General features: G+C 71.8%; 19 protein-coding genes and 3 pseudogenes. 10 read left to right on the top strand and 12 right to left on the bottom strand.

The genetic code is table 11. The annotated features are described in order from the left end of the window. Nucleotides 1–690 precede the first annotated feature (690 nt). Together ACH4FX_RS28920 and ACH4FX_RS28915 are read left to right on the top strand one after the other, a co-directional pair. Nucleotides 691–1,089, top strand: a complete 399-nt coding sequence (locus ACH4FX_RS28920; RefSeq protein WP_398483801.1) for a hypothetical protein — start codon at nucleotides 691–693, stop codon at nucleotides 1,087–1,089. Next, entirely contained in the window at nucleotides 1,086–1,214 is a 129-nt protein-coding gene (locus tag ACH4FX_RS28915; protein ID WP_398483799.1) for a hypothetical protein, read from the top strand. Before ACH4FX_RS28920 ends, ACH4FX_RS28915 begins: the two co-directional genes overlap by 4 nt. Nucleotides 1,215–1,322: 108 nt before the next feature. On the opposite strand, the gene ACH4FX_RS28910 is transcribed toward ACH4FX_RS28915, so the two are convergent. After that, nucleotides 1,323–4,061 carry a BTAD domain-containing putative transcriptional regulator gene (locus tag ACH4FX_RS28910; RefSeq protein ID WP_398483798.1) on the bottom strand — a complete coding sequence of 913 codons (2,739 nt, stop codon included), beginning with the start codon at nucleotides 4,059–4,061 and terminating at the stop codon, nucleotides 1,323–1,325. A gap of 86 nt (nucleotides 4,062–4,147) precedes the next feature. Next, nucleotides 4,148–5,065: a LysR substrate-binding domain-containing protein gene (locus ACH4FX_RS28905; RefSeq protein ID WP_398483796.1), complete on the bottom strand. Its 918-nt coding sequence runs from the start codon at nucleotides 5,063–5,065 to the stop codon at nucleotides 4,148–4,150. Between the two features lie 230 nt (nucleotides 5,066–5,295). Between ACH4FX_RS28905 and ACH4FX_RS28900 the strand changes: the two genes are divergently transcribed. From ACH4FX_RS28900 to ACH4FX_RS28890, 3 genes are all read left to right on the top strand, one after another. After that, the gene (locus ACH4FX_RS28900; protein WP_398484005.1) at nucleotides 5,296–6,249 is read left to right on the top strand and encodes an MBL fold metallo-hydrolase; all 954 of its coding nucleotides are present in this window, start codon (nucleotides 5,296–5,298) and stop codon (nucleotides 6,247–6,249) included. A gap of 214 nt (nucleotides 6,250–6,463) precedes the next feature. Beyond that, on the top strand, nucleotides 6,464–7,480 hold the full coding sequence (locus tag ACH4FX_RS28895; RefSeq protein ID WP_398483794.1) for a RimK family alpha-L-glutamate ligase: 1,017 nt from the start codon (nucleotides 6,464–6,466) through the stop codon (nucleotides 7,478–7,480). Continuing rightward, on the top strand, nucleotides 7,477–8,355 hold the full coding sequence (locus ACH4FX_RS28890; RefSeq protein ID WP_398483792.1) for a RimK family alpha-L-glutamate ligase: 879 nt from the start codon (nucleotides 7,477–7,479) through the stop codon (nucleotides 8,353–8,355). Before ACH4FX_RS28895 ends, ACH4FX_RS28890 begins: the two co-directional genes overlap by 4 nt. Here the strand turns inward: ACH4FX_RS28890 and ACH4FX_RS28885 are convergent. The 7 genes and pseudogenes from ACH4FX_RS28885 to ACH4FX_RS28855 all read right to left on the bottom strand — a co-directional run. After that, on the bottom strand, nucleotides 8,342–9,151 hold the full coding sequence (locus ACH4FX_RS28885; protein WP_398484003.1) for an APH(3'') family aminoglycoside O-phosphotransferase: 810 nt from the start codon (nucleotides 9,149–9,151) through the stop codon (nucleotides 8,342–8,344). The two genes, ACH4FX_RS28890 and ACH4FX_RS28885, sit on opposite strands and share 14 nt — an antisense overlap. Nucleotides 9,152–9,176: 25 nt before the next feature. Continuing rightward, complete coding sequence (locus tag ACH4FX_RS28880) at nucleotides 9,177–10,376, bottom strand: GDSL-type esterase/lipase family protein (protein ID WP_398483791.1); 1,200 nt, start codon at nucleotides 10,374–10,376, stop codon at nucleotides 9,177–9,179. A gap of 119 nt (nucleotides 10,377–10,495) precedes the next feature. After that, nucleotides 10,496–11,065 carry a TetR/AcrR family transcriptional regulator gene (locus ACH4FX_RS28875; protein ID WP_398483789.1) on the bottom strand — a complete coding sequence of 190 codons (570 nt, stop codon included), beginning with the start codon at nucleotides 11,063–11,065 and terminating at the stop codon, nucleotides 10,496–10,498. A 129-nt stretch (nucleotides 11,066–11,194) separates the two neighbouring features. Next, a complete protein-coding gene (locus ACH4FX_RS28870; protein ID WP_398483787.1) occupies nucleotides 11,195–12,424 on the bottom strand; it encodes an MFS transporter in 1,230 nt (409 codons plus the stop codon). An 81-nt stretch (nucleotides 12,425–12,505) separates the two neighbouring features. Continuing rightward, nucleotides 12,506–12,931, bottom strand: coding sequence for a GTP cyclohydrolase I (locus tag ACH4FX_RS28865; RefSeq protein ID WP_398483785.1), 426 nt, complete (start codon nucleotides 12,929–12,931; stop codon nucleotides 12,506–12,508). A gap of 12 nt (nucleotides 12,932–12,943) precedes the next feature. Further along, nucleotides 12,944–13,096, bottom strand: a complete 153-nt coding sequence (locus tag ACH4FX_RS28860; RefSeq protein ID WP_398483784.1) for a hypothetical protein — start codon at nucleotides 13,094–13,096, stop codon at nucleotides 12,944–12,946. A gap of 186 nt (nucleotides 13,097–13,282) precedes the next feature. Then, nucleotides 13,283–13,618 (bottom strand): annotated as a pseudogene (locus ACH4FX_RS28855) (LysR family transcriptional regulator); the annotation flags it as partial. A gap of 39 nt (nucleotides 13,619–13,657) precedes the next feature. Between ACH4FX_RS28855 and ACH4FX_RS28850 the strand changes: the two are divergent. From ACH4FX_RS28850 to ACH4FX_RS28835, 4 genes and pseudogenes are all read left to right on the top strand, one after another. Then, nucleotides 13,658–14,056: pseudogene (locus ACH4FX_RS28850) on the top strand (DUF6817 domain-containing protein); the annotation flags it as partial. Nucleotides 14,057–14,308: 252 nt separating this feature from the next. Further along, nucleotides 14,309–15,256 carry a ketopantoate reductase family protein gene (locus tag ACH4FX_RS28845; protein WP_398484001.1) on the top strand — a complete coding sequence of 316 codons (948 nt, stop codon included), beginning with the start codon at nucleotides 14,309–14,311 and terminating at the stop codon, nucleotides 15,254–15,256. Between the two features lie 231 nt (nucleotides 15,257–15,487). Beyond that, nucleotides 15,488–16,105 (top strand): resolvase, encoded by a 618-nt coding sequence (locus ACH4FX_RS28840; RefSeq protein ID WP_398483782.1) that lies wholly within the window; start codon nucleotides 15,488–15,490, stop codon nucleotides 16,103–16,105. Nucleotides 16,106–16,129: 24 nt separating this feature from the next. Beyond that, a pseudogene (locus tag ACH4FX_RS28835) lies at nucleotides 16,130–17,043 on the top strand (IS5 family transposase). Here the strand turns inward: ACH4FX_RS28835 and ACH4FX_RS28830 are convergent. After that, entirely contained in the window at nucleotides 17,028–17,936 is a 909-nt protein-coding gene (locus ACH4FX_RS28830; RefSeq protein ID WP_398483780.1) for a LysR family transcriptional regulator, read from the bottom strand. The pseudogene ACH4FX_RS28835 and the gene ACH4FX_RS28830 overlap by 16 nt on opposite strands. Nucleotides 17,937–18,077: 141 nt before the next feature. On the opposite strand from ACH4FX_RS28830, the gene ACH4FX_RS28825 reads away from it, so the two are divergent. Then, nucleotides 18,078–18,542, top strand: coding sequence for an ester cyclase (locus ACH4FX_RS28825; RefSeq protein WP_398483778.1), 465 nt, complete (start codon nucleotides 18,078–18,080; stop codon nucleotides 18,540–18,542). Between the two features lie 324 nt (nucleotides 18,543–18,866). On the opposite strand, the gene ACH4FX_RS28820 is transcribed toward ACH4FX_RS28825, so the two are convergent. Together ACH4FX_RS28820 and ACH4FX_RS28815 are read right to left on the bottom strand one after the other, a co-directional pair. Next, entirely contained in the window at nucleotides 18,867–19,175 is a 309-nt protein-coding gene (locus ACH4FX_RS28820; RefSeq protein WP_398483776.1) for a hypothetical protein, read from the bottom strand. Between the two features lie 353 nt (nucleotides 19,176–19,528). Continuing rightward, a complete protein-coding gene (locus ACH4FX_RS28815) occupies nucleotides 19,529–20,941 on the bottom strand; it encodes a cytochrome P450 (RefSeq protein ID WP_398483774.1) in 1,413 nt (470 codons plus the stop codon). Nucleotides 20,942–21,038: the final 97 nt, after the last annotated feature.

Genomic DNA, 21,038 nt, shown 5'->3' with positions numbered 1-21,038 from the left:
CTGGCCGGCAAACTTCGGGAAACGTGCGCACGTGCAAATGGTGAACGGTTTATTGCCGCTCACTATCAGCTGAGAGGAGTTAGTGGGTCGGAATTTGCGCGTAACAGTAAAGAGTTGGTTTGTTGAGTGTCAACGAAAGGTTTTGGTCAGCGAAGACGGCAGGTGATTCGACTTCGGGCGGTCACGCTTGTCCGCTTGTGGTGGGGTTTGAGAGGTACGTTGACTTTGTGTCTCGTGGAGGTCGTGTGGAGCCTGTGGGGTTTCTGTGACGGCTGCTGGAGCTGCGGCTAGATGGGTTCAAGGGGGTTCCTGGGGTCCCGTCTCACCCACTGGACACCGGCGGCGCGGTCGAGCCGGGACTGCTGCTTCGCGCCACCGCAAGGCCACCTGTTTCGGTCACCTCGTCGGCAACCAGCCACTCAGGATGACCAAAACGCACCACTCCAGGGTTGAAGTCGCAGGCCGGGGACGGCCGAAGCAGGTCCCGGCGGCTCATCCGCTCACCGGTGCCCCGCCCCGCCGACCGCGCTCGCGCTCCCCGCCCAGCCGCATAACGCCCCGGCGTTGGAGCCGCGCCACGAGGAGCGTCAGGTCCGTACGGCAGCGTTCCTTCCGGACGTCCGGCCGGGCGGCCGGGCAGGCCCGGAAGGCGGACCGCGACAGCGCGCCCGCGGTCGGAGGGAGACGGACATGTACCGGAACGGCAAGGCCGACGAGGGAACCGTCGCGCAGCGCGGCGGCGGACGGTTCGCACGGCGGATGGCCACGGTGGGCGCCGCCGCGCTGCCGGCCGCCGTGACGGGCGGGGCCGGTGCCGCGGTGGCCCAGCCGGCGACGTCGGCGGTACAGCCGTCCGCGGCGGGGGCCCAGGCGGCCCGCAGCACGCACGTGACGCTGGTCAACCAGACCGGGGCGGCGTGGAACCGCAAGTGGGCCGGTCTCCAGCACGGCGAGTGGAAGGCGAACTCCTACCCGGCCGAGGTCGTCTCCGCGGACTCCTCGGCGTCCTGGGAGTCGCAGTCGGACGGGTTCGCCACCGGCACCGAGGGGATGCCGCCTACGCGAGGGGTGCCGGTGACGTCTACGTGAAGTGGAACAACCCGTACGTCGGCGGCAACTCGTACCAGTGCTCCGTCCCCGCCGGCTACCGGTGCGACCGGTCGGGCGGCTCGGGCAACAACACCTCGGTGACCTTCGTGGTGCGGTGGGGCTGACGCACCGGAAGCAGGCGGGCCGGACGGCACGGGGGGACGGGTGCCCGGCGCCCGGCTCCGGGATGAGCGGGTGGCCCGTGCCGGGCGCGAGTGGCCGGCCGGAGCCCGTCAGCCAGCGAGGGCGCGCAGGTTCCCTCCCGCCGCGCCCCCGCTTCCGGGCGCGGCGCCCTTCCGTCCGGTCGCCGGTTTCCCGTCGGGCCCCAGGGGACCGGCGAGGGCCGCCGCCTCCGCGAAGCAGCGGCGGGCCTCACCGTCACGGCCGAGGACCTGGAGCGCCTTGCCGCAGGTGTCGAGGAGCAGGGCCCGGCGCTCGTCCGACGTCTGGTCCGGGGTGAGCGCCAGGGCGCGCCGGCCGTGGGTCACCGCTTCGTCGGGACGGCCGGTGCCGAGGCAGTGGGCCGCCAGGTGGTAGAGGGCCAGCGTCTCGGTGTGCGGGTGGCCGAGGGCGTGTGCCATCCGCGCGGCCTGTTCCCGCCGGGTCCCGGCGCCGGACAGGTCGCCGGCGCGTTCCAGCGCCACCGCCCAGTTGATCAGCGCGATCACCTGGCCGCGCGGGTCCTTGGCCCGGACGGCCAGATCCGGTGCGCGGCGCAGGTGTGCCAGCGCCGCGGCGTGCTGTCCGTTCTCCGTGAGGACCCAGCCGAGCAGTGAGCACAGCCGCGACTCGGCGTCCGGGTCGTCCAGCGCGGTGGCGGCGGCGAGGGCCCGTTCGAGGGTCGGTTCCCAGCCGTCGTGCACCTGCCGTACGACCAGCGGCCACAGGTGTACGGCGATGCGCCAGGCCAGCTCCGGGTGCCCCGCGTCGGCCGCGGCGGCCACCGCCGCGGTGAGGTTGGCGCGCTCGGTGACGTACCAGGCCATCGCCTCGGCCCGGTCGGCGAAGACCGGCGGCGGGCCGGGCGGGGACACGCCCGGTGGCAGCGCGGCGCAGGGCTGGCTGCCGGGTTCGGCCGCCGCCGCGGCGGCCTGGCCGGCGGACAAGTAGTGCACGAGCAGCCGGTGCAGCCCCGCCGGGTCGGCCTCGGCCGCGCAGGACCGGGCGTACAGCCGGGTCAGGTCGTGCATCAGGTACCGGTCGCCGGTCCACTCCTCGATGAGGTGGGCGGTGGCGAGTTCGTCCAGAGCGGCACGCGTCCCGGCGGGCGGCAGGCCACTGAGCGCCGCCGCGGCGGCGCCGTCGAATTCCGACCCGACGTGCAGCGCCAGCTGGCGGAAGAGCCGCGCACCGGCCGGCGGCAGCTGCTGCACGCTCAGCCGCAGCGTCGCCTCGACGCCGAGGTCCTCACCGGACAGCAGGGAGAGCCGCCGGTGTTCGTCGACCAGGTCGTCGGCCATCGCGCGCAGGGCCAGCCGGGGGCGCGCGGCGAGCCGGGCGGCGGCCAGCCGCAACGCCAGCGGCAGTCCGTCGCAGAGTGCGGACAGTTCCTCGGCGGCAGCGGGCTCGGCCGCCACCCGGAGGTCGCCGATGACGGTGCGCAGCACCCGTACGCCGTCCCCGGGCGCCAGCCGTTCCAGGGGCAGCAGCCGGGCGCAGTCGCTGGCCACCAGCCCCTCCATCCGGTTGCGGCTGGTGACCAGCACGGTGCACCCGGGCGCACCGGGCAGCAGGGGGCGCACCTGGGCCGAGTCGCGGGCGTTGTCGAGCAGGACGAGGGCGCGGCGGCCGGCGAGCAGCGAACGGTAGAGGTGCTCGGCGGCGCGGGCGTCCGCCGGCAGGCGTTCCTCGGGAACGCCGAGCGCCTGGAGGAAGTCGTGCAGGACGCCGGCCGGTTGCGCACCGGTGCCGTCGGGTTCCATGGCGTGCAGGTCGGTGTAGAGGATGCCGTCGGGAAAGTCGGCGGCGTGCGCGTACGCCCAGTGGACCGCCAGTGAGGTCTTGCCGACCCCGGCCGGGCCGGTGACCACGCTCAGCGGCGCAGGGCCCGACCGCGCGGTCTCGGTCAGCCGGTCCAGATCCTCCGTACGGCCCACGAAACCGGCTGGCGCGCGCGGGAGGAGGCAGGGCGGCGGGGGAGCGTCCGGAGTGGGCCGGGCCGCCGGTGCTTCGGACCGCGCCGCCGCCGGAGCCGAGGCGTTCTGTTCGGCGGCCGGCCGCGCGTGCAGGATGGCGAGGTACGCCTCGGACAGCGCGGCCCCGGGATCGACGCCCAGCTCCTGGGCGAGCAGGCGTTGCGTACGGCGGTAGAGGTCGAGGGCGTCGGCTTGGCGGTCGGCGTCCTGTAACGCCCGTACGGTCGCCGCGATCAGGGACTCGCGCAGCGGGTGCCGCTCGGCGGCGGGCCGCAGCAGCGCGAGGGCTTCCGCACCCTGGCCGCACGCGTGCAGGGCGGCCGCGAACTGCTCCAGCGCGGCGAGCCGTTCCTCGGTCAGCCGGTCGGCCGCCGCCACCATCAGCGGCGTGTCACCCGTCCCGCCGAGCACCCGGCCGCGCCACAGCCCGAGGGCCTCGCGCAGCAGCGCGGCCGACTCCTTCCCGGGAGTCCCGTCCGCGGCCCGGCGCACCAGGTCGCGGAAACGCCACACGTCCGCCGACTCCGGCGGGGCGTGCAGCGCGTAGCCACCGCCTTCGGTGGCCACGTAGGCCGCGGGCTCCGGGTGCAGCAGGCCGCGCAGCGCGGAGACATGGCCGTAGACGATGGTCCGGGCGTGTGTCGGGGGCTCGGTGTCCCACAGCGCCTCGGTGATCCGCTCGGCACCCACGGGAGAGCCCTCGGCCAGCACCAGCAGCGCCAGCACGGCCCGGCGCTTGGGAGGCCCGAGCGGCACCGGTACGTCCCCCGCGAAGGCCGACACCGGCCCGAGCAGCCGGAAGTCCATCAGCGTTGTCTCCCCTGGCCAAGTGGTCACCGCGGGCATCCTACGAGGTCAAAGGGCCATGCTCACGACAGAAGCGGAAGGAAGGCCGGAAATGGGTCGTCGCATGAGGCCCGCCCTCACGGCAGGCGCGCAGGCGCGGCCGGCGTGCGGCTGCCGGACTGCGGCTCCGTCCCCTTCCGGTTCCACAGTGCGGTCGCGAGCCGTACGAAGGATCGGATCAGCGGGCCGGTGTCGCCGCTGCGCCATGCGATGACGAGCCGGCTGGGCGGCACGTCGGTCAAGGCAACGGCGGTGAGCCCTTCGGGCAGGGAGTGGGCCAGCGGTGCCAGCCCCACCGTGCCGCTCCACAGGACGGACTGGAGACATTCGTGGACGGTCCGTACGACGGGGCCGGTACACCGGGCGGTGTCCGGACGTCTGGCCCAGTAGGAGCGCCAGACGGGGTCGGTCCCCTCGGGCAGCCGGAACCACGGGCGTCCCGCGAGGTCGTCGAGACGCAGGCTGTCATGGTCGGCCAGCGGATCGTCGGCGCGCAGGACCACGCCGACCCGGTCGGAGCGCAGGACACGGGTGGTGAGACCGGAGTCCTCGAACGGCGCGCGGGTCAGGGCCACGTCGACCAGGCCGGCGCGCAGCCCGGCGGTCGGGTCGGTGAAGTCCGCTTCGCGGACGCGGACACGGACGTGCGGGTGACGGTCCCGGTAGACGGCGGCAAGCCGGGCTCCGGCCTGTTCGGCGCTGTCGGCGAGGGTGCCCACGGTCAGGGTGGCCGTACCCGCCGCCGCTGCCACCCGGTCGCGTGCCCGGTCGGCCTGCGCGAGGAGCGTACGGGCCTCGTCGTGCAGCACGGTTCCGGCAGCGGTCAGGGCGACCCCGGTGGGGGAGCGGTGGAGCAGCGTGCAGCCGAGGTCGGCCTCCAACTGCCGGATGGCACGGCTCAGCGGGGGCTGGGTCATGTGCAGCCGTGCGGCGGCCCTGCCGAAGTGGCGTTCCTCGGCGACCGCCACGAAATAGCGCAGCATGCGTAGCTCCATCCGGCAACGATACCGATGCGGTATCGGGCCGACCGGATCGGTGTTGGACGCGGCGGAGCGCGGGCGGTGGACTCGACGGCGTACCGGATCTGCCGCCGCACGAGCCCCTCGTACGAGCCCGTCGTACGAGCCCACTGCATCAGCCCGCCGCACGAGCCCGGCGGGCGGCGGGCGTCTCGCGCCGGCAGGTCGTGAACATGGGCGAACGCCGAGGAGCCGACATGACAGAGATGGCCAGGGGAACCGGGGGAGCCGGGACGGTGGCCGGAGCGCCGAAGACGGCCGAGCACACCGGGCCGGAACCCGTCGTACGCGTCAGCGGGGCCCGGGACATCGCCCACGATTTGCTGGTCATCCCCGACCAGGGGGTACAGCTCGTACCGAACATCGGGATCATCGGCGGCCGGGACGCGCTCCTGGTCGTGGACACCGGCCTGGGCCCCCGGAACGCGGAACAGGTGCTGAAATTCGCGGCCGACCACGCCCGCGGACGCAGGCTCTACCTGACGACGACGCACTTCCACCCCGAGCACGCCTTCGGGGCACAGGCCTTCACCGGCGCCGCGACGTACCTGGCCAACCGCGACCAGGCCGCGGACCTGGCGACGAAAGGTCCCGGCTACCTGGAGATGTTCCGGCAGCTCGGCGCTTCGGCCGCGCGGCACCTGGAGGGCGTCCGGCTGGTACGGCCGGACATCGTGTACGACCGGTCGTACGACCTGGACCTGGGCGGCCGGGTGGTGCACCTGCGGGCCACCGGCCGGGCGCACAGCAAGGGAGACCAGGTGGTCGGCGTGCCCGACGCGGACGTGCTCTTCACCGGAGACCTCGTGGAAGCGGGCCAGTTCGCCATCTTCCCGTGGTTCCCGCCGCACGACACCGATGTCTCCGGCACCCGCTGGCTCGCGGTGACGGAGCGGCTGGCGGCCCGGAGCCCACGCGTCGTGGTGCCGGGCCACGGCGACATCGGCGGGCCGCAGCTGCTCGCCGACACGCGGGACTACCTCGCCGCACTGCGGGACGAGACATGGATCCGCCGTGACGCGGCGGTCGGCGAGCGGACGATCGCCGACGAGATCACCGAGCTGATGATCCGGCGTCACCCGCGGTGGACCGGCCGGGAATGGATCGGGAGGGGCGTCGGCTGCCTGTGTGCTGAGCACGTGCCCAGCGGTACGTCCTGAGTCCCGTCGGACGTGCCGGAGTCGGTGTGTTCTCCGGGCGCCTCCGGCGGCGTGCGCCACGGCGTCGTACGGCGCCGTGGCGCAGCGGCCGACGACCGCCGCGCGGCCGGTGAAGCGGGCCGGCCGGGCGCCGGGGCGAGCGCCGTCGGCGGCACATGACATCCTGTGGTCTCGCAACGCGCCGGGCCGGCTCGGCGGACTACAAGGAAGATCGATGAGGCTCTGCTTCCTGGTGGAGGAACACTACCGTCACGACGGCATGCCGAATGAGGTGATCCGTCAACTGGCAGCCTGGGGCCACCGGGTCGACGTGCTGCGGCCGGGCGGTTCGCTGCTGCACATGACCGAGGCGGTACGGGCGGGCACCCACGACGCGTGGGTGCTCAAGACGGTATCCGGCGGGCCGGGGCTCACCCTGCTCGAAGCGGCGGCCGCGGCCGGCCTGACGACGGTCAACGACGCCCGGTCCATCCGCGGCGTACGGGACAAGGCGCTGGCCGCGGCGATCGGCCGCAGCCGGGGGCTGCCGCTGCCCCGGACCTACGCCGCGGCCCGCCCCGAACTGCTGGCGGAGATACCGGCGTCCGAGTACCCGCTGGTGGTCAAGCCCGCCGACGGCAGCTCCGGCCGGGCCGTCCACCTGGTCGCGTCGCCGGACCGGCTGGCCGCGGCGTCCCCCGGGCTGGCGCGGGAAGGCATGCTCATCGCCCAGCCGTACGTGCCCAATTCGGGCGTCGACGTCAAGGTGTACTGCGTCGCCGGCGAGCTCTACGCCACCGAGCGCCGCTCCCCGCTCCACCCCGAACACGCGGTACGGGAACGCCGGGTGCCGCTCTCCGCCGAGGTGGCCGCGATCGCCGGCCAGGTGGGGGCGGTCTACGGCCTCGACCTGTACGGCGTCGACGTCCTGCTGGGACCCGACGGCCCGGTGGTCGTCGACGTCAACGACTTCCCCAGCTTCCGGCAGGTCCCGGACGCGGTGGCGCGGGTCGCCCGGGCCGTACTGGGACTGGCCCGCGCCGGGCGGGGAACCGCCGGCGCGGGGCTGCCCGTGACCGGTGGTCCGCCGGAACAGCACGGTGTGGTCGCCGAACCGTCGTTGCGGGGCCGGGCCCATCCCGTGCCGGACACGGTTCCTGTACCGGACACGGTTTCCGTACCCGGCACGGTTCCCGTACCGGTCGCCCCGGCCGCCGTGCAGGTCTCCGCGGCGGCGGGGGAGGGCGCATGAGGATCGGGCTGATCACCCGCGATCCCGGTCACCCGCTGCTGGCCGCCGCCACCAGCCTCCTCACTCCTGAGCACGACGTGGTGACGCTGGACCCGGAAACGGCGGAGGCGGACCCCGACCCGCGCGCTGATATCTACCTCCTGAAAGCGCGCACGCCCCGGGCCCTCGCCCTGGCCCGCGCCCTGGAGGAACGCGGCACTCCCGTGGTGAACTCCGCCGCGGCGACCGCGCTGCTCCAGGACCGTACGGCGATGGCGCAGCGCGCCCGGCGAGCGGGCCTCCCGTTCGTGGGCACCCGTACTTTCGCCACGCTCACCGAGCTGGCCGACGGGCCCCCGCTCCCCGGCCCGGTCGTGGTCAAGAGCCGGCACAGCCGCAAACGCGACCTGGTGGCCCGTGTCGACGGTGACGCCGACCTGCGCGAGCTGGCCGCCGCGCACCCGCAGGAGCCGGTCGTGGTGCAGGAGTTCGTCCCGAACAGCGGCTGGGACCACAAGCTGTGGGCGGTGGGGGACCGGCTCTTCGCCGCCCTGCGCCGCTCGGAACTCTCGCCCGAAGGGCGCGGCCCCACGCTGCCGCTCGCCCTCGCCGACCTGCCGCCCGGCCGGCCCGAGCTGGTGCGCCGGGTCGGTGAGGTCTTCGAGCTGGACGTCTACGGCGTGGACGTCATCGACGCGGGCGACGGCTCCCCGGCCATCGTGGACATCAACGCCTTCCCCGGCATCCGCGGCCAGTCGGGCGCGCCGGAAGCCCTGGCGGCACTGGCGCTGCGCCGCACCGGCCGGCCGTCGGCCACGGAGGGCGCGGCACGGGCGGACGGCGCGGCACCGGCATACGGCGGTGCATCGGCGTACGCCGGTCTCACCCCCAGGTGAGCGGATCGAGGTGCAGGTAGAACCGCTCGCGGTCACGGTCGAGGGCGATCCCGTACCGGGCGGCGAACGCCTCCTCCGCAGCCCGTGACCGCCGCTCGTCGTCGCCCCACGTCTCGCGGGCGGTGGCGAACAGGAGCGCGATGTCGGCGTAGGGGTCGGCGCGTCCCAGCCGGCCGAGGTCGATGAAACCCGCCACGGTCAGCGTCTCCGGGTCGAGGATGATGTTGGGCAGGCACAGGTCCCCGTGGCAGACCACGGTCTGCGCGGCTTCCTGCGCGCGGCGGTGTTCCAGGTGCGGAGCGAGGCGCGCGAGCAGGTCGGCGCCGGGCGTGTGCTGCTGTTCCTCGGGGAGGAAGTCCGGATTGACCGCACCCCGAGCGACGACATCGCGTGCTACGGCGAACATCTGGCCGAGGTCGCGGGAGAACGGGCACCGTTCCACGGGCAGTCGGTGCAACTGCCGTACGGCGTCCGCGACCGGCTCCCACGCCGCCCGGAGTGTCGAGGCCGGCACCCGGTCGGCAGGGATGCCTTCGACGGCGCTCGTCAGCAGCCCGGCCCCCGCGTCACCGACGCGCCAGTCGAGCACGCGCGGCCCGGGAACGCCCTGAGCGGCCAGCCAGTCCACCCGGTCCCGTTCCGCCTCCAACGCGGCCACTTGATCGGCGGTGACACACTTCGCGTAGCGCGTGCCGTCGGCCGAACGGAAGACTCCGGCACCGGACTCGCCGTCCGTCACGGGCTCCCACCCGCCGCTCCCGCCGTCGGCGCGCAGCAGCGAACGGAACGCAGACATCGGATCGCTCACGCCGTCCACCCGATCAGCGCTCCGAGCGCCGCACACCGTCTGCGAAGGCGCCCTCACCGGTGAAGGCCAGCTCGGCGAAACGTTCGCCCATGCGGCGGTGGGTGGCGGCGTCCGGGTGGAGCTGGTCGGGCAGCGGCAGCTCGACGGCGTCCGCCGTGCCGTACAGGGCGCGGCCGTCCAGGTAGTGCAGGTTCGGGTCCTGGGCCGCCCGCTGCGCCACGACCCGGGACAGCTCGTCCCGGATGACGCCCAGGGTCAGCTTCCCGCTCGCCACCTCCGCCGGGTCGCCCACGGCCCGGAACCGCAGCTGCCCGTCGCTCATGCTGGAGAAGTCCGGGGCGGACGGGCCGGGGGTGTCCTCGTGGATGGGGCACAGGATGGGGGAGACGACGAGCAGCGGCGTGGTGGGGTGGCCCTCGCGGATGGTGTCCAGGAAGCCGTGGACGGCGGGGGTGAAGGCACGCAGCCGCATCAGGTCGGCGTTGACCACATTGATGCCGATCTTGACGCTGATCAGGTCGGCGGGGGTGTCGCGCAGCGTACGGGCGAGGAACGGGTCGAGCAGGGCGCTGCCGCCCAGGCCCAGGTTGACCAGTTCGACACCGCCGAGCGACGCGGCGAGCGCGGGCCAGGTGGTGGTGGGGCTCGCGGCGTCGGAGCCGTGGCTGATCGAGCTGCCGTGGTGCAGCCACACCCGGCGGTCCCGGCCCGGTGCCGGCTCGACGGGCGCGTCGGTGCGCAGCGCGAGGAGTTCGGTGGTCTCGTTGTGCGGCAGCCAGATCTCGACGTCCTTGGCGCCGTCGGCCAGGCCGGTGAAGCGGGCGGTGCCGGCCGGTCCCGGCTGCTGCTCGGCGGTTCCGGCGGTCATGTCGATGGTCAGGACGTTGCCGCAGTCGGCGACGTCGGTCTGCGCTGCCAGGCGGCCGTCGACGACCAGGTCGTACACGCCGTCCGGACGGGGCGGGGCGCCCACGTAGACCCGCTTGGTGGGCAGCGTGTCCAGCTCGATCGCGGTGGCCCGGGTACGGAAGGCCAGCCGTACGCCCGAAGGCTGCGACTCGGCCATGGCCAGCTGCCCGTCGAAGTACTGGGCGCGGGCCCAGGCGGGCAGCCGGTGCGGCAGCACGCCGCGCTCGGTGCGCTCCACGTCGATGGCGCCGCGCAGGAGGTCCGCGGTGATGGGGGTGGTGATCCAGTCGGTGGTGGTGTCCATGACCCTTACCTGTGTCCGTCGCGTGGTGGATGGGGTGAACCGTGCGTCCGGGCCCGGGGCCGAGGCCGGAGCGGGTCCGGAACCGGGACCGGTTTCGGTTTCTTTCGGTTTCGGCCCGGTCAGGCCGCGGGCCAGTTCCGCAGCAGGGCGTCAAGGGCGTCCAGAACCCGTGACCAGGTCTCCTGCGAGTCGGGAGCGCTGTGGCTGAAGCCGCCCCCCAGCTCCAGGCTCACGTAGCCGTGGAAGACGCTGCCCAGCAGCCGTACGGCGTGCGTCTGGTCCGGTTCCGTCAGGTCGTAACCGCGCAGGATGGCCCGCGTCATCTGCGCGTGCCGGACGCCCGAGCTGGCGGCGGCCGTCGCCGGGTCGAGCCTCAGCTGGGCCGCCGCGTAGCGGCCGGGATGTTCCCGGGCGTAGTCGCGGTAGACGTTCGCCAAGGCGGTCAGGGCGTCCTTGCCGGCCCGCCCGGCCAGGGCGTCGGCGGCCCGGTCGGCGAGTTCGTCCAGGGCGAGGAGGGCGATCCTGGTCCTGAGGTCCTGCGAGTTCTTCACATGCGAGTACAGACTCGCGACCTTGACGTCGAACCGTCTGGCCAGCGCCGAGACGGTCACCTGGTCGAAGCCGACCTCGTCGGCCAGCTCCGCACCCGCCCGGGTCAGGCGCTCCGGGGTCAGCCCTACGCGTGCCATTGCTTCCTTTCGTCGTTCACCTGAATCGATTGTGCTCTTACCTAAAGGTTTTAGGCAACTTGAAGCGTGTGTTAGGTAGGTCACGTGGCGGGTATCCGGCCGGGTGGGGGACAATGGCCGCGACCGTCGTCAGTCGGCCGGCGCTCCCGAGGTGACGCAGGCGTCCTCGACGGCCGGGCGGAGGTGTGGGATGCGAGCCCCGCAGGCGGCGCCGGCCGCCCACGTGGCCGCGGCCAGCGACAGTGCTCCGGCCGGGCCTCCGTGCGCCAGGCTCCAGCCGCCCGCCGCCGCGCCCAGCGCCCCGCCGGCCATCATGGCGCCGGCCACCCAGGACTGGGTCTCCGCCTCCTCGCCCTTGGCCGCATGGTCCGCGGCCGTGCCGTACACGGAGGCGAAGCACGGGCCCAGGCAGAAGCCGACCGGCAGACAGGCGAGCGGGACGAGGACGGGGTGGACGAAGCTCGCGGCGGCCAGCAGCAGGAGACACACCGCGTTTCCGGCCAGCGGCACCGTGGGCCGCAGCAGGCGCCGGGCGGCTCGGGCGGGAAGTCCGCCGAGCAGCGCGCCGCCCGCCATGCTGGCCACCGCGATGAGGCTCAGCAGCACGCCGCCGGCCAGCGTCACCTCGCCCTTGCGCCCGTAGGAGGCCAGGGAGACCTCCAGAACGTTCACCCCGAGGAAGAAGCAGAACGCCACGCTGAAGACCCGGCGCAGCGCCGCTGACCGCAGGGGACCCGCCCGGTGCCGGCGCGGGGGCGCTTCCTTGGGGGCCCGGGCGCCGGCCCCGCGCAGGCCCAGCGGTACGGCGACCGCCACGAGCAGCCCGCAGGCCAGCACGGCCGCGTCCGGCGTGATGCCGCGCGCCAGGGCGACCGCCGCGACCGGGCCGACCATGAAACCGAAGTCCGCGAGGACGGAATCCAGTGCCAGCGCGGTCGTCCGCAGGTCGTCCGGGACCGCCTTCCGCCACATCACCCGGGTGAGGGTGCCGATGGGCGGCAGGCTGACGGATGCCAGCACGGAGAGACAGCACAGCACGGCGGTGCCGGCGTGTGCCCGGGCGCCGGCGACGAACAGCAGCAGCGTGCCGGTGTGCAGGACGAGCAGCGGCCACAGCACCGCCGCGTAGGAAAACCGGTCGAGCAGCCTGCCCCGCAGAGGGGTGGTCATCGCGCCGACCGACGCGGCGGCGACCACCAAGGTGGCCGCGCTGTAGTCGAGGTGACTGGAGACCAGGGCCAGCAGCGCCACCGGGTACATCCCCGGCTGGAACTTGCCGGTCAGGGCGGCGACGGCCGACAGGCGGAGGCCGGGCACCGCGAAGAGCAGCCGGTACTTGCGCACCAGATCCGTCGTCAACAGGAGGTCTCCTAGATCGTCGGTGCGCTGGGGCCCGCCGTACGGCGTCCCGCCGAGACCGGTTCGCGGGCCGCCCCCGAGTCACCTCGCACCGAGCTGGGCGAACAGCTCGGCCCGGGCACGCTCCGATTGCTCGAACACACCGAGGAAAATGGAGGACGACATGGTCGAGGGCGTGCGGATGCCGCGCATGGTCATGCAGAGATGTTCTCCCCGTCCTACCACGGCCAGATCGTCCGTTCCGGTGATTGCGGCGATCTCGTCCGCGATGTCGACCACGAGACATTCCTGGACCTGCAATCTGGGTGCGTGCTTGTGCGCGATCCGAGCGAATTTCGACAGGCCGAGCAGTGTTCCGCCGGACCGGTACGCCACCGTCAGATCACAGCTGAACGGCAGCAAAAGGTGTTCGCACAACGACCACACGGTCATGCCCGAGACCATGACCGTCTGCCCCAGGGTGCTGCTATCGAAGAGGGTGTCCACTTTCCCGGCGTCGAATTCCACGAACTCCTTCCATCACTTGGCATAGCGCCGTGGCGTTTCGAGAAGCCCTTCGCGGGTGGGGTCCTCGCCGATCTCGATGAGGATCTGCCGCGCCAGCTCTTCGAGCCGCGCGATGTCGACCGACACCCCGTCCGCTTCCTGCATTCCCCAGACGACTTTCATCATCACATCCCCCTGCGGTTTCCCACGCCTGCACATGGATACGGGTCGAGACGTTTCAGCGCCGAGCGACCACCGCGTCGGCGAGCAACGTCATATGACGGGACAGCGTTTCCCGGTCCTGCTTCTCCGGCAAGATCCAGACGGACTCCAGACCGTGCCGCGTGACCATGGCGTCCACCTCTTCCAGGGCCGCACTGTCGTCGCGCCGGTCGCCACCCGCACAGAGCCGACTTCACCGCGCACGAGTTCGTCGATACGGCGCTGGGCAAGGTCGAGGCCGGCGATGCCGTCCGATGCCGCCGCATGCAGAATGCGTCCCGCCGGGGTGGGGACGACACCGCGGGGATGGCGCTCCAGGAGGCGGGCGCCCGTCTCCCGTTCCAGCCGCTTCACGTGCTGGCTCACGGCGGACTGCGTGCATGCGAGGTCTCGGGCCACAGCACTCAGGCTCCCGGTCCTGCACACCGCTGCATACACACGAGGGTCATCAAGGGCACGCCCCAAGCTATCCCTTGGGGCAAACATAGAAAACCCTAGGATTGACTGGGGTTCAGTTGTTCCTCGATGCTCACCACAGGGCCCAGGGCGGCAACCCGTCCCCGCTCCCCGCACCAGGCCGGACCGAAGGCGGAGAGCGGAAACGGGTGTCGACCCGCCGAACAACGAGAGGAGCCCGATCCCGTGTCCGTACCTCCCGAAGCAGCCGCCCAGGTCGCCTCGATGCTCAGTGAGCTGGGCGCTGAGACGCTCGACCACCCTGGGGGCACGCTCCTCGCCCACCTGCGACGCGTACAGGAACAGCTCACCCGGTGGGGCGCCCGCCCGGCTCTGCAACTCGCGGGCCTGTGCCATGCCTTCTACGGCACCGACGGGTTCGCCACGACTCTCCTGCCACCCGATCGCCGTGCGGAACTGGCGGCGGTGATCGGTGCCGAGGCCGAGGCGCTCGTGTACTTCTACGCCAGCTGTGACCGAAGAGCCTCTTATCCCACACTCGCGGATCCCGAGGCTGTGTTCCGCGACCGGTTCACCGGCCAGACCTTCACACCCGGCCTTGCGATGCGACGGGACTTCGCCGAGCTGTCAGCTGCAAACGAACTCGACATCGCCCGTGTCGACCCGGCCTTCCGTCAGACCTGTGGCGCCGACTTGCTCACTTTGTTCACCCGCTTTCAACCGCTCCTGAGTCGTCCCGCATGGAGGGACTGCCGCACGGTGCTCTCCCCACGCTCCGGACTCTCCGGAGAAGCCCCAGCGAACCCGTGGACTGTGGCGGTATTGGGGCCGGGAGGCGTCGGTGGCCTCCTGGCCGCCGTGCTCTCCCGCGCCGGACACCGGGTGATCTGCGTGGGCGGCGGAGCAACGACGCAGATCTTGCACCAGGACGGCATCCGGGTGCGCAGTGGGCAGTTCGGCGACTTCTCCGCGAGCGTCGAAGCGGCCACCGAACTACGGGAGCCGGTCGATCTGTGCCTGATCACTGTCAAGCACACAGCCCTTGACGCGGCGCTTGAGCGGATTCCGCCCGCTACCCTTGGCGCCGCCCTGGTGGTGCCGTTGCTCAACGGCATCGAGCATCCCGACTCGCTGCGGGCTCGTTACGGCGCGCAGTTGGTCGCTCCGGGCGTGATCCGAGTGGAGTCGACTCGCACCGCGCCCGGCGTCATCGAGCACGGCAGCCCGTTCACGCAGATTGACCTGGCCGGTTCCCACGAACGCCTCACCCAGTTGGCCGCGATGCTCCAGGACGCGGGGGTGGACACGCGCGTGGTCCAGGATGAGACTGCCGCCCTCTGGGCGAAGCTGGCCTTCCTCGCCCCCTTTGCCCTGCTCACCACCAGATACCGCATCACCATCGGGGATGTACGGGCCGAGCGGCGCGATGAACTGGTGGCCCTTGTCGAGGAAGCCGCCGCGGTGAGCAGGGCCTGCGGCGCTCCGGCCGACCCGGCGAAGACCCTGGCGCTGTACGACTCGTTCCCGAGCGGCAGTAAGTCGTCCATGCAACGCGACGCGGAGGCCGGCCACCCGCTTGAACTCGACGCAGTCGGCGGGGCCTTGCAACGGGCAGCCAAGCGCCATGGCGTTCTCGTGCCAGTCACCACACGGCTGATGGCCGAACTGACGGCCGTGCCGAGAGCCGGCATTACTCACTCCAGCTGACGTCGGCCCGGTACTGGTTACGCGAACCGCCCTCCTGCCGGCGCAGGCCGGAGCTGAGCAGCAGCTGCACGAAGCTCGTGTTGCGCAGCTCAGTCCGCGACTCCGACCCCGGCACTCCTGTACGACCGTGGCCGCGCAGCCCGATAGTTGACCACAAGCCCCAGGCCCGCGGCGCCAGCCACAACACCCGCGAGCTCACCGAGCCCGCCGCCCGGTCCCCGCGCCGCCCCGATGTCCACCGGCAGCGGGGACCCCTTCGCCCCCCTGAACAACTTGGTGAACGCGGCCGCCTCACGGTTCAACTTCGTCCCGCGCGAACTGACCTACGACGGGCTACGGGCCGCCGATGCCAAGGACAACAGAGGCAGGCGCCGCCCGGTTGTCACGGCAGCGACGGCCGCTGCCGTACGCGCCGCATGCCTGAGGGCCCTGTCCATCGCCGGCCTGGCCCGCGACCACCACGTCAGCCGCGGAGCCATCCGTACCGCTGTCGCCGACCTCCTGCTTATCCACACCGTCGTCGACCAGGACACCTTGGCTTCGGAGCTGCCGGTCACCCTCGACATGCCGGACAAGCGCGCGGACTTCCTCCGCACCATCGACCTGGAACCCGCCGAGCGCGTCGCGCTTGACCAAGGGGTGACTGTACGACGCGGCCGGGGCTACACGCTGCACCTCACCGCAGTGCCCGCGATCCACCGCCAACTCCTTGCCCTCTGCCAGCCCCTCGACAGCACCCCGGGGACCTCGGCAATACCAGCACAGCGCAAGGCCCGCCTTGAGTACGCGAACCGAGTCAGCAACCTCGGCCAGCAACCAAGATTATCCCGTGGCCCCTTTCGGGCTTAGAGGTCCTAACAGAAGCTGTTGATCATGTGGCTTTCGGTTCGGGTGGTCGTTGGCCTGGCCGTGGGGAAACGTCAGTCGCGGCCGTGGATCGTGTCGGATGAACTGTGGTCGCTCATCGAGCCGTTGTTGCCCGAGCGGGTGCCGAAGCAGGTGGCGGGACGCCCCCGGGTGCCGGACCGGCAGGCACTCTGTGGGATCCTGTTCGTGCTGCATACCGGGATCCAGTGGGAGTACCTGCCGCAGGAGCTGGGCTTCGGCTCCGCCGATGACCTGTTGGCGGCGTCTGGCTGCGTGGAACGGTGCCGGCGTCCGGGACGCACTGCACTTGGTGCTGCTGAAGAAGCTGCGGGTCGCGAAGAAGCTGGACTGGTCGCGGGCGGTGATCGACTTCTCCCGCGTCAGGGCCGCTCGCCGGGGCCCCAAAGCGGCCCCAGCCCGGTCGGCCGAGCACGTCCGGGCAGCAAGCACCACCTCATCGTCGGCGGCCAGGGCATCCCACTCGCCGTCTCGCTGACCGGCGGCAGCCGCAACGACGTCACCCAGCTGATCCCCCTGCTGGAGAAGATCCCTCGGTCGCCGGCCTGGCAGGACGGCCACGCAACCGACCTGACAGCCTGCTCGGCGACCGCGGCTACGACCACGACACGTACCGCCGTCTCGTCCGGGCACTGGGCATCAAACCCGTGATCGCCCGCCGTGGCGTCCCACACGGCTGCGGCCTCGGCGTCTACCGGTGGGTCGTGGAGCGGACCATCGCATGGCTCCACGGCTTCCGCCGGCTACGGGTTCGCTGGGAACGACGCGACGACATCCACGAAGCCTTCCTCGGCCTCGCCACCTGCCTCGTCACCCACCGACACGTCCGACGCCTTTGTCAGGACCTCTTAGGTGTAGGCACCTTCCGCATCAGGTTCTCGGCCCGTCAATTCCCGCGCTGATCCTCAAAGGGTTCCTGCAGGGCCCGGACGATGATTTCGTGTGTTTCCAGGCCCTCATTTCTGGTGACCGCGAGTATGTCCCGTCCGCGCCAGTTCGGGTCGTCCACGCGTAGCAGGGCAATGTTTTGGGGGACGACCGGGGCGAGAATACCTGGAATAACACAGATTCCGAGACCGGCGGCGACGAGACCGAAGCGGCTGTGCCAGGCCCGCGTACGGAAGGCGATGAGCGGATCGGTCAGTGTGGGCCAGGCGCCGAACTGCGGTTCATCACGGGAGCCTTTGCCCACGATCCATGGTGCGCGGGCGAGTTCACGCACTGGGCAGGCACCTTCCATCGCGGCGAGAGGGTGCCCGCGCGGCACGCCCACCATCAGCTCGCCACCCGGCAGCGGGGCGGTCCGCAGTCCCTCCATGGCCGGCTGCGGCAGACCGGGTCCGGAGGCCACGACCGCGACGTCCAACCGCTTGCTGATGACCTGGTGCACGAGCTGCGGCGAGGACGCCTCGGTGAGCGCGAACGTCATCCTGGGCTGCTGCTTCAGTGCCCTGGCCAATGCGAAGGGGAGCAGAGCGGCGTTCGCGGCGGGAAAGGCCCCCACCCGGACCCGTACCTCTGGTCCGTGGGCCAGTTCGTCGAGCCGTTCGTCCAGCCGGTCGAGGCTGGTGAGGGTCTCGGTGGCGAACCGGGCGACGAGTTCCCCCGCGCGTGTCGTCCTGACGCCGCGCGAGCCGCGTATGAAGAGGGGCTGCCCTGCGGCTTTTTCGGCGGCCGAGACTTGGCGGGAGATGGCGGGCTGGGAGTAGCCGAGGGCGCGCGCAGCGCCGCTGAGGGAGCCGTGCGCGGCCACCGCGCGCACGACGCGGAGAGCACTGATGCTGAGTTCGGGCACGGCGCCACCGTAGTCGCCCCGGCCATGCGGCTGCGTTATGGGAGCGAGCCGATGGTTGCATGGCCCGCAGGGCTGAAAAAGAGTTCTCAGGGTCTAGCATCGAAAGCGGTGACAATGCCAATGTCCTGAGAGGATTCTCCGATGAGTGAGTTCATCTCTCCCGACGACACTCGTTATGACGAGCGGGCGCGTGCTCTGGTGCGGATCGGCCGCGAGGCGATCGCCGTGGCCGACGATGAGAAGCTGGACGCCTATTTCGCGGACGACTTCGTTTTCCACGGTCCCGACGGTGACATGACGTATGAGCAGCTCCGTTCCTTCTTCGCTGCCATGCGTGCTGCCTTCGAGGGATTCGCATGCGAGCGGCGCGCTCTTGTCAGTGAGGGCGAGTACATCAGTTCGCGCACCTGCATGTCGGGGCGTTTCACCGCGCCCTTCGAGGCATCCCCGATTGGCACGATCGCACCGAACGGGCAGCCGGTCCGCCTCGAAATAGTCAACGTCTTCCGCTACCACGAGAACGGCCAGTTGGCCGAGGAGTGGGTCCAGTACGACAACCTCGGCTTCCTGCGCCAGCTCGGCGTCGATCTCACCGAGGGGCGATGACATGGCAGTCGCAGTTCCGGTCACGGCTGGTCGGTGGAGGAGGGGGCGTTTCGTGACCTCAGTTTGAGCTGGCCGGACGCAGGCGGAGGACGGCTTGGACGAGCCAGGTCATGGGGTGGTCGAGGCGCGGAGCTTGAGTGGGACTGTCCAGGCTTGAGGGCGGTCACGGCCTGTTCGACCAGGGCTCGGATCTGTGGGCGGGAACGGTTGGCAGCCCTCGGTCCACCGCGGAGGGTCTCTGCGCGAGCTCCGGCCGGGACAGGTCACGCCGGGAACGGGCCCGGCGCAGCTCCTGTGCGAGCCGGCCGGTCCCGTGATCGGGCGTCAGAACCGGCGCCATCGGGCGCCCCTGTCGGCGCGGCATCGCCGGGCATCACGCCGGGCCGCAGGACTGCAGGGCCCGGCCGGCGCTGCGCAGCGCGGCGCCGCGCCGGCCAGGTCCTGCCCGATTCGGATCACGGTCCCGGCGAGCAGGCCCGCGCTGGCGAGCACGGCCGTCACCTCGGGCAGCGGCCTGCCGTGCAGGGTCATGAGCACCGCCAGCGCGGTGATCACGATGACGACGGTCGTCTCCCCCGAGCCGAAGCGGAACCGGGCCGTGCCGCACGCGGCGACGGGCTGCTGGACAGACATGAGCGACTCCCTGGTTCCCCACCGGCGCGCCGCGTGGCCGGGTGTGTACGGCATACGTCGGCTGGTTCCCACCAGCTGCCGCGGCGGCGGTCGGCTCCGCCGTGCCGCGGTGGACCCGATCGTGTCAGTGCGCAGAGTGTTCTCGTGTCCGCTCCGTGTGGTTCGTTTACTCCTGTCCCGGCGGAACGGGAAGGGGCCCCTTGGCACATTCCCCATGCGTTGGCCACGACCTGTGGCCGGTGCGCCGAGTGGTCCGCTACCTGACCAGCCGCAACCCGTCGGCCATCAACCGGAACATTTTGCTCCGGGCGGCGCCGCGCGTGTGCTCCTCCATTCTTGGCCCACTTCTCGGCTCATTTCCCGGCCGGCTTCTCGCCCGAAGGGGCCGGGTGGACGGGGCACTTCGGCTCCTCGGCCGGCGTCCGCCGCTTCAGCGGCTGTTCGCGGGCCACCGCGACGGCGTGCTTGCCGGGGATGAGGGTGGCGTGCCACATGCGCTGGGCCTCCGGTGCCGGGTCGGCGGGGGACAGCCGTACGTGCCGGAGCACCTCCCGAGTGATGATCTTCATCTCCATCGTGGCGAGTTGGGCGCCGACGCAGTATCGGCGTCCGCCGCCGAACGGCAGGAACGACTTCTGCGCCGGTTTGGCGTCGTCCCCGAGGAAGCGTTCCGGCCGGAACGCCCCGGGGTCCGGGTAGACCGAACGGTCCTGGTGGATCAACGAGAACATCGGGATGGCCACCCAGCCGGCCGGGACCTCGTACGCACCGAGCCGCAACGGTTCGTCCAGCAGACGTCCCATACCGAAGATCACCGGACGGGACCGCAGCGCTTCCTTGACGACCGCGTCGAGGTAGGTGTCGTCCTCGCCCCGCTCCACCTCCTCCTGCAGGCGCGCCAGTACCTCCGGGTTGCGCATCAGCCGCTCGAAGGTCCACGACAGGCCGGTGGCCGTGGTCTCCAGGCCGGCCTCCAGCAGGGTGAGCAGTTCGTCGCGGATCTCCTGGTCGCCGAGCGGGCGGCCCGCATCGTCACGGGCGCGGAGCAGCCGCCCCAGGACGTCGTCGGCGTCGACGTCCGCCTCGGCCCTGCGCCGGGCGATCTCGGCGAACAGGATGCCGTCCACCGTTCTGACGGCCTGCGCGGCGCGGGTCGTCGGCAGGAACGGCAGGCGCATCGCCAGCGGTGACCTCTGCGCCCAGGCGCGCAGCCGGGCGGGCGTCAGGAACAGGGCCGCGGAGCCGGTGGCCTTGGAGAGGTCGATGAGACCGGCCCGCAACCGGGCTCCCTGCTCGGCGTCCCGGACCCCGAAGACCAGCCGCAGGATGACCTCCAGCGTGATCGTCTGCATGTGCTCGCGCAGCGCGAACGGCCTGCCCAGCGGCCACGTCCTGATGTCCTGCGCGGCGATCTCGGCGATCAGCCCGGGATAGCCCGCGATGGACCGGCCGTGCAGGGTGGGGCTGAGCAGCTTGCGGTGCCGCCACCACTCCTCGCCGTCGTTGGTGAGCAGCGAGTGCTGCCCGAGCCACGGCACGTACCCCGCGCGCAGCGCTCCGGCGCGGTTCCCGTCGCCGTCCGTGCGGTAGATCTCCGCGGCCAGCTCCGCGGTCGAGACCACGACCTGGGGCGGGAAGCCGAGTAATTTCATGCGGAACACCGGGCCGTGACGCCGGCGCAGGGTCTCGAAGTAGCGGACCGGATCGCGCATGTGAAGGGTCTGCAGGAAGGCGGGCTGTCGCGATCCGGGGGGAAGGGGAGGCATCTTTTCTCCATTCTCCAGCGTCTGTCGAGTTTTCAGCCTGTGGTGGCGGCGCTGTGCGGCGGCGCGTCAGGGATTCGCCGGCGGGCGGCGGGAACAA

The organism is Streptomyces sp. NPDC018019 (assembly GCF_044327805.1).
Lineage (GTDB): Bacteria > Actinomycetota > Actinomycetes > Streptomycetales > Streptomycetaceae > Streptomyces.
This window is presented reverse-complemented; position numbering and strand designations above follow the sequence as displayed.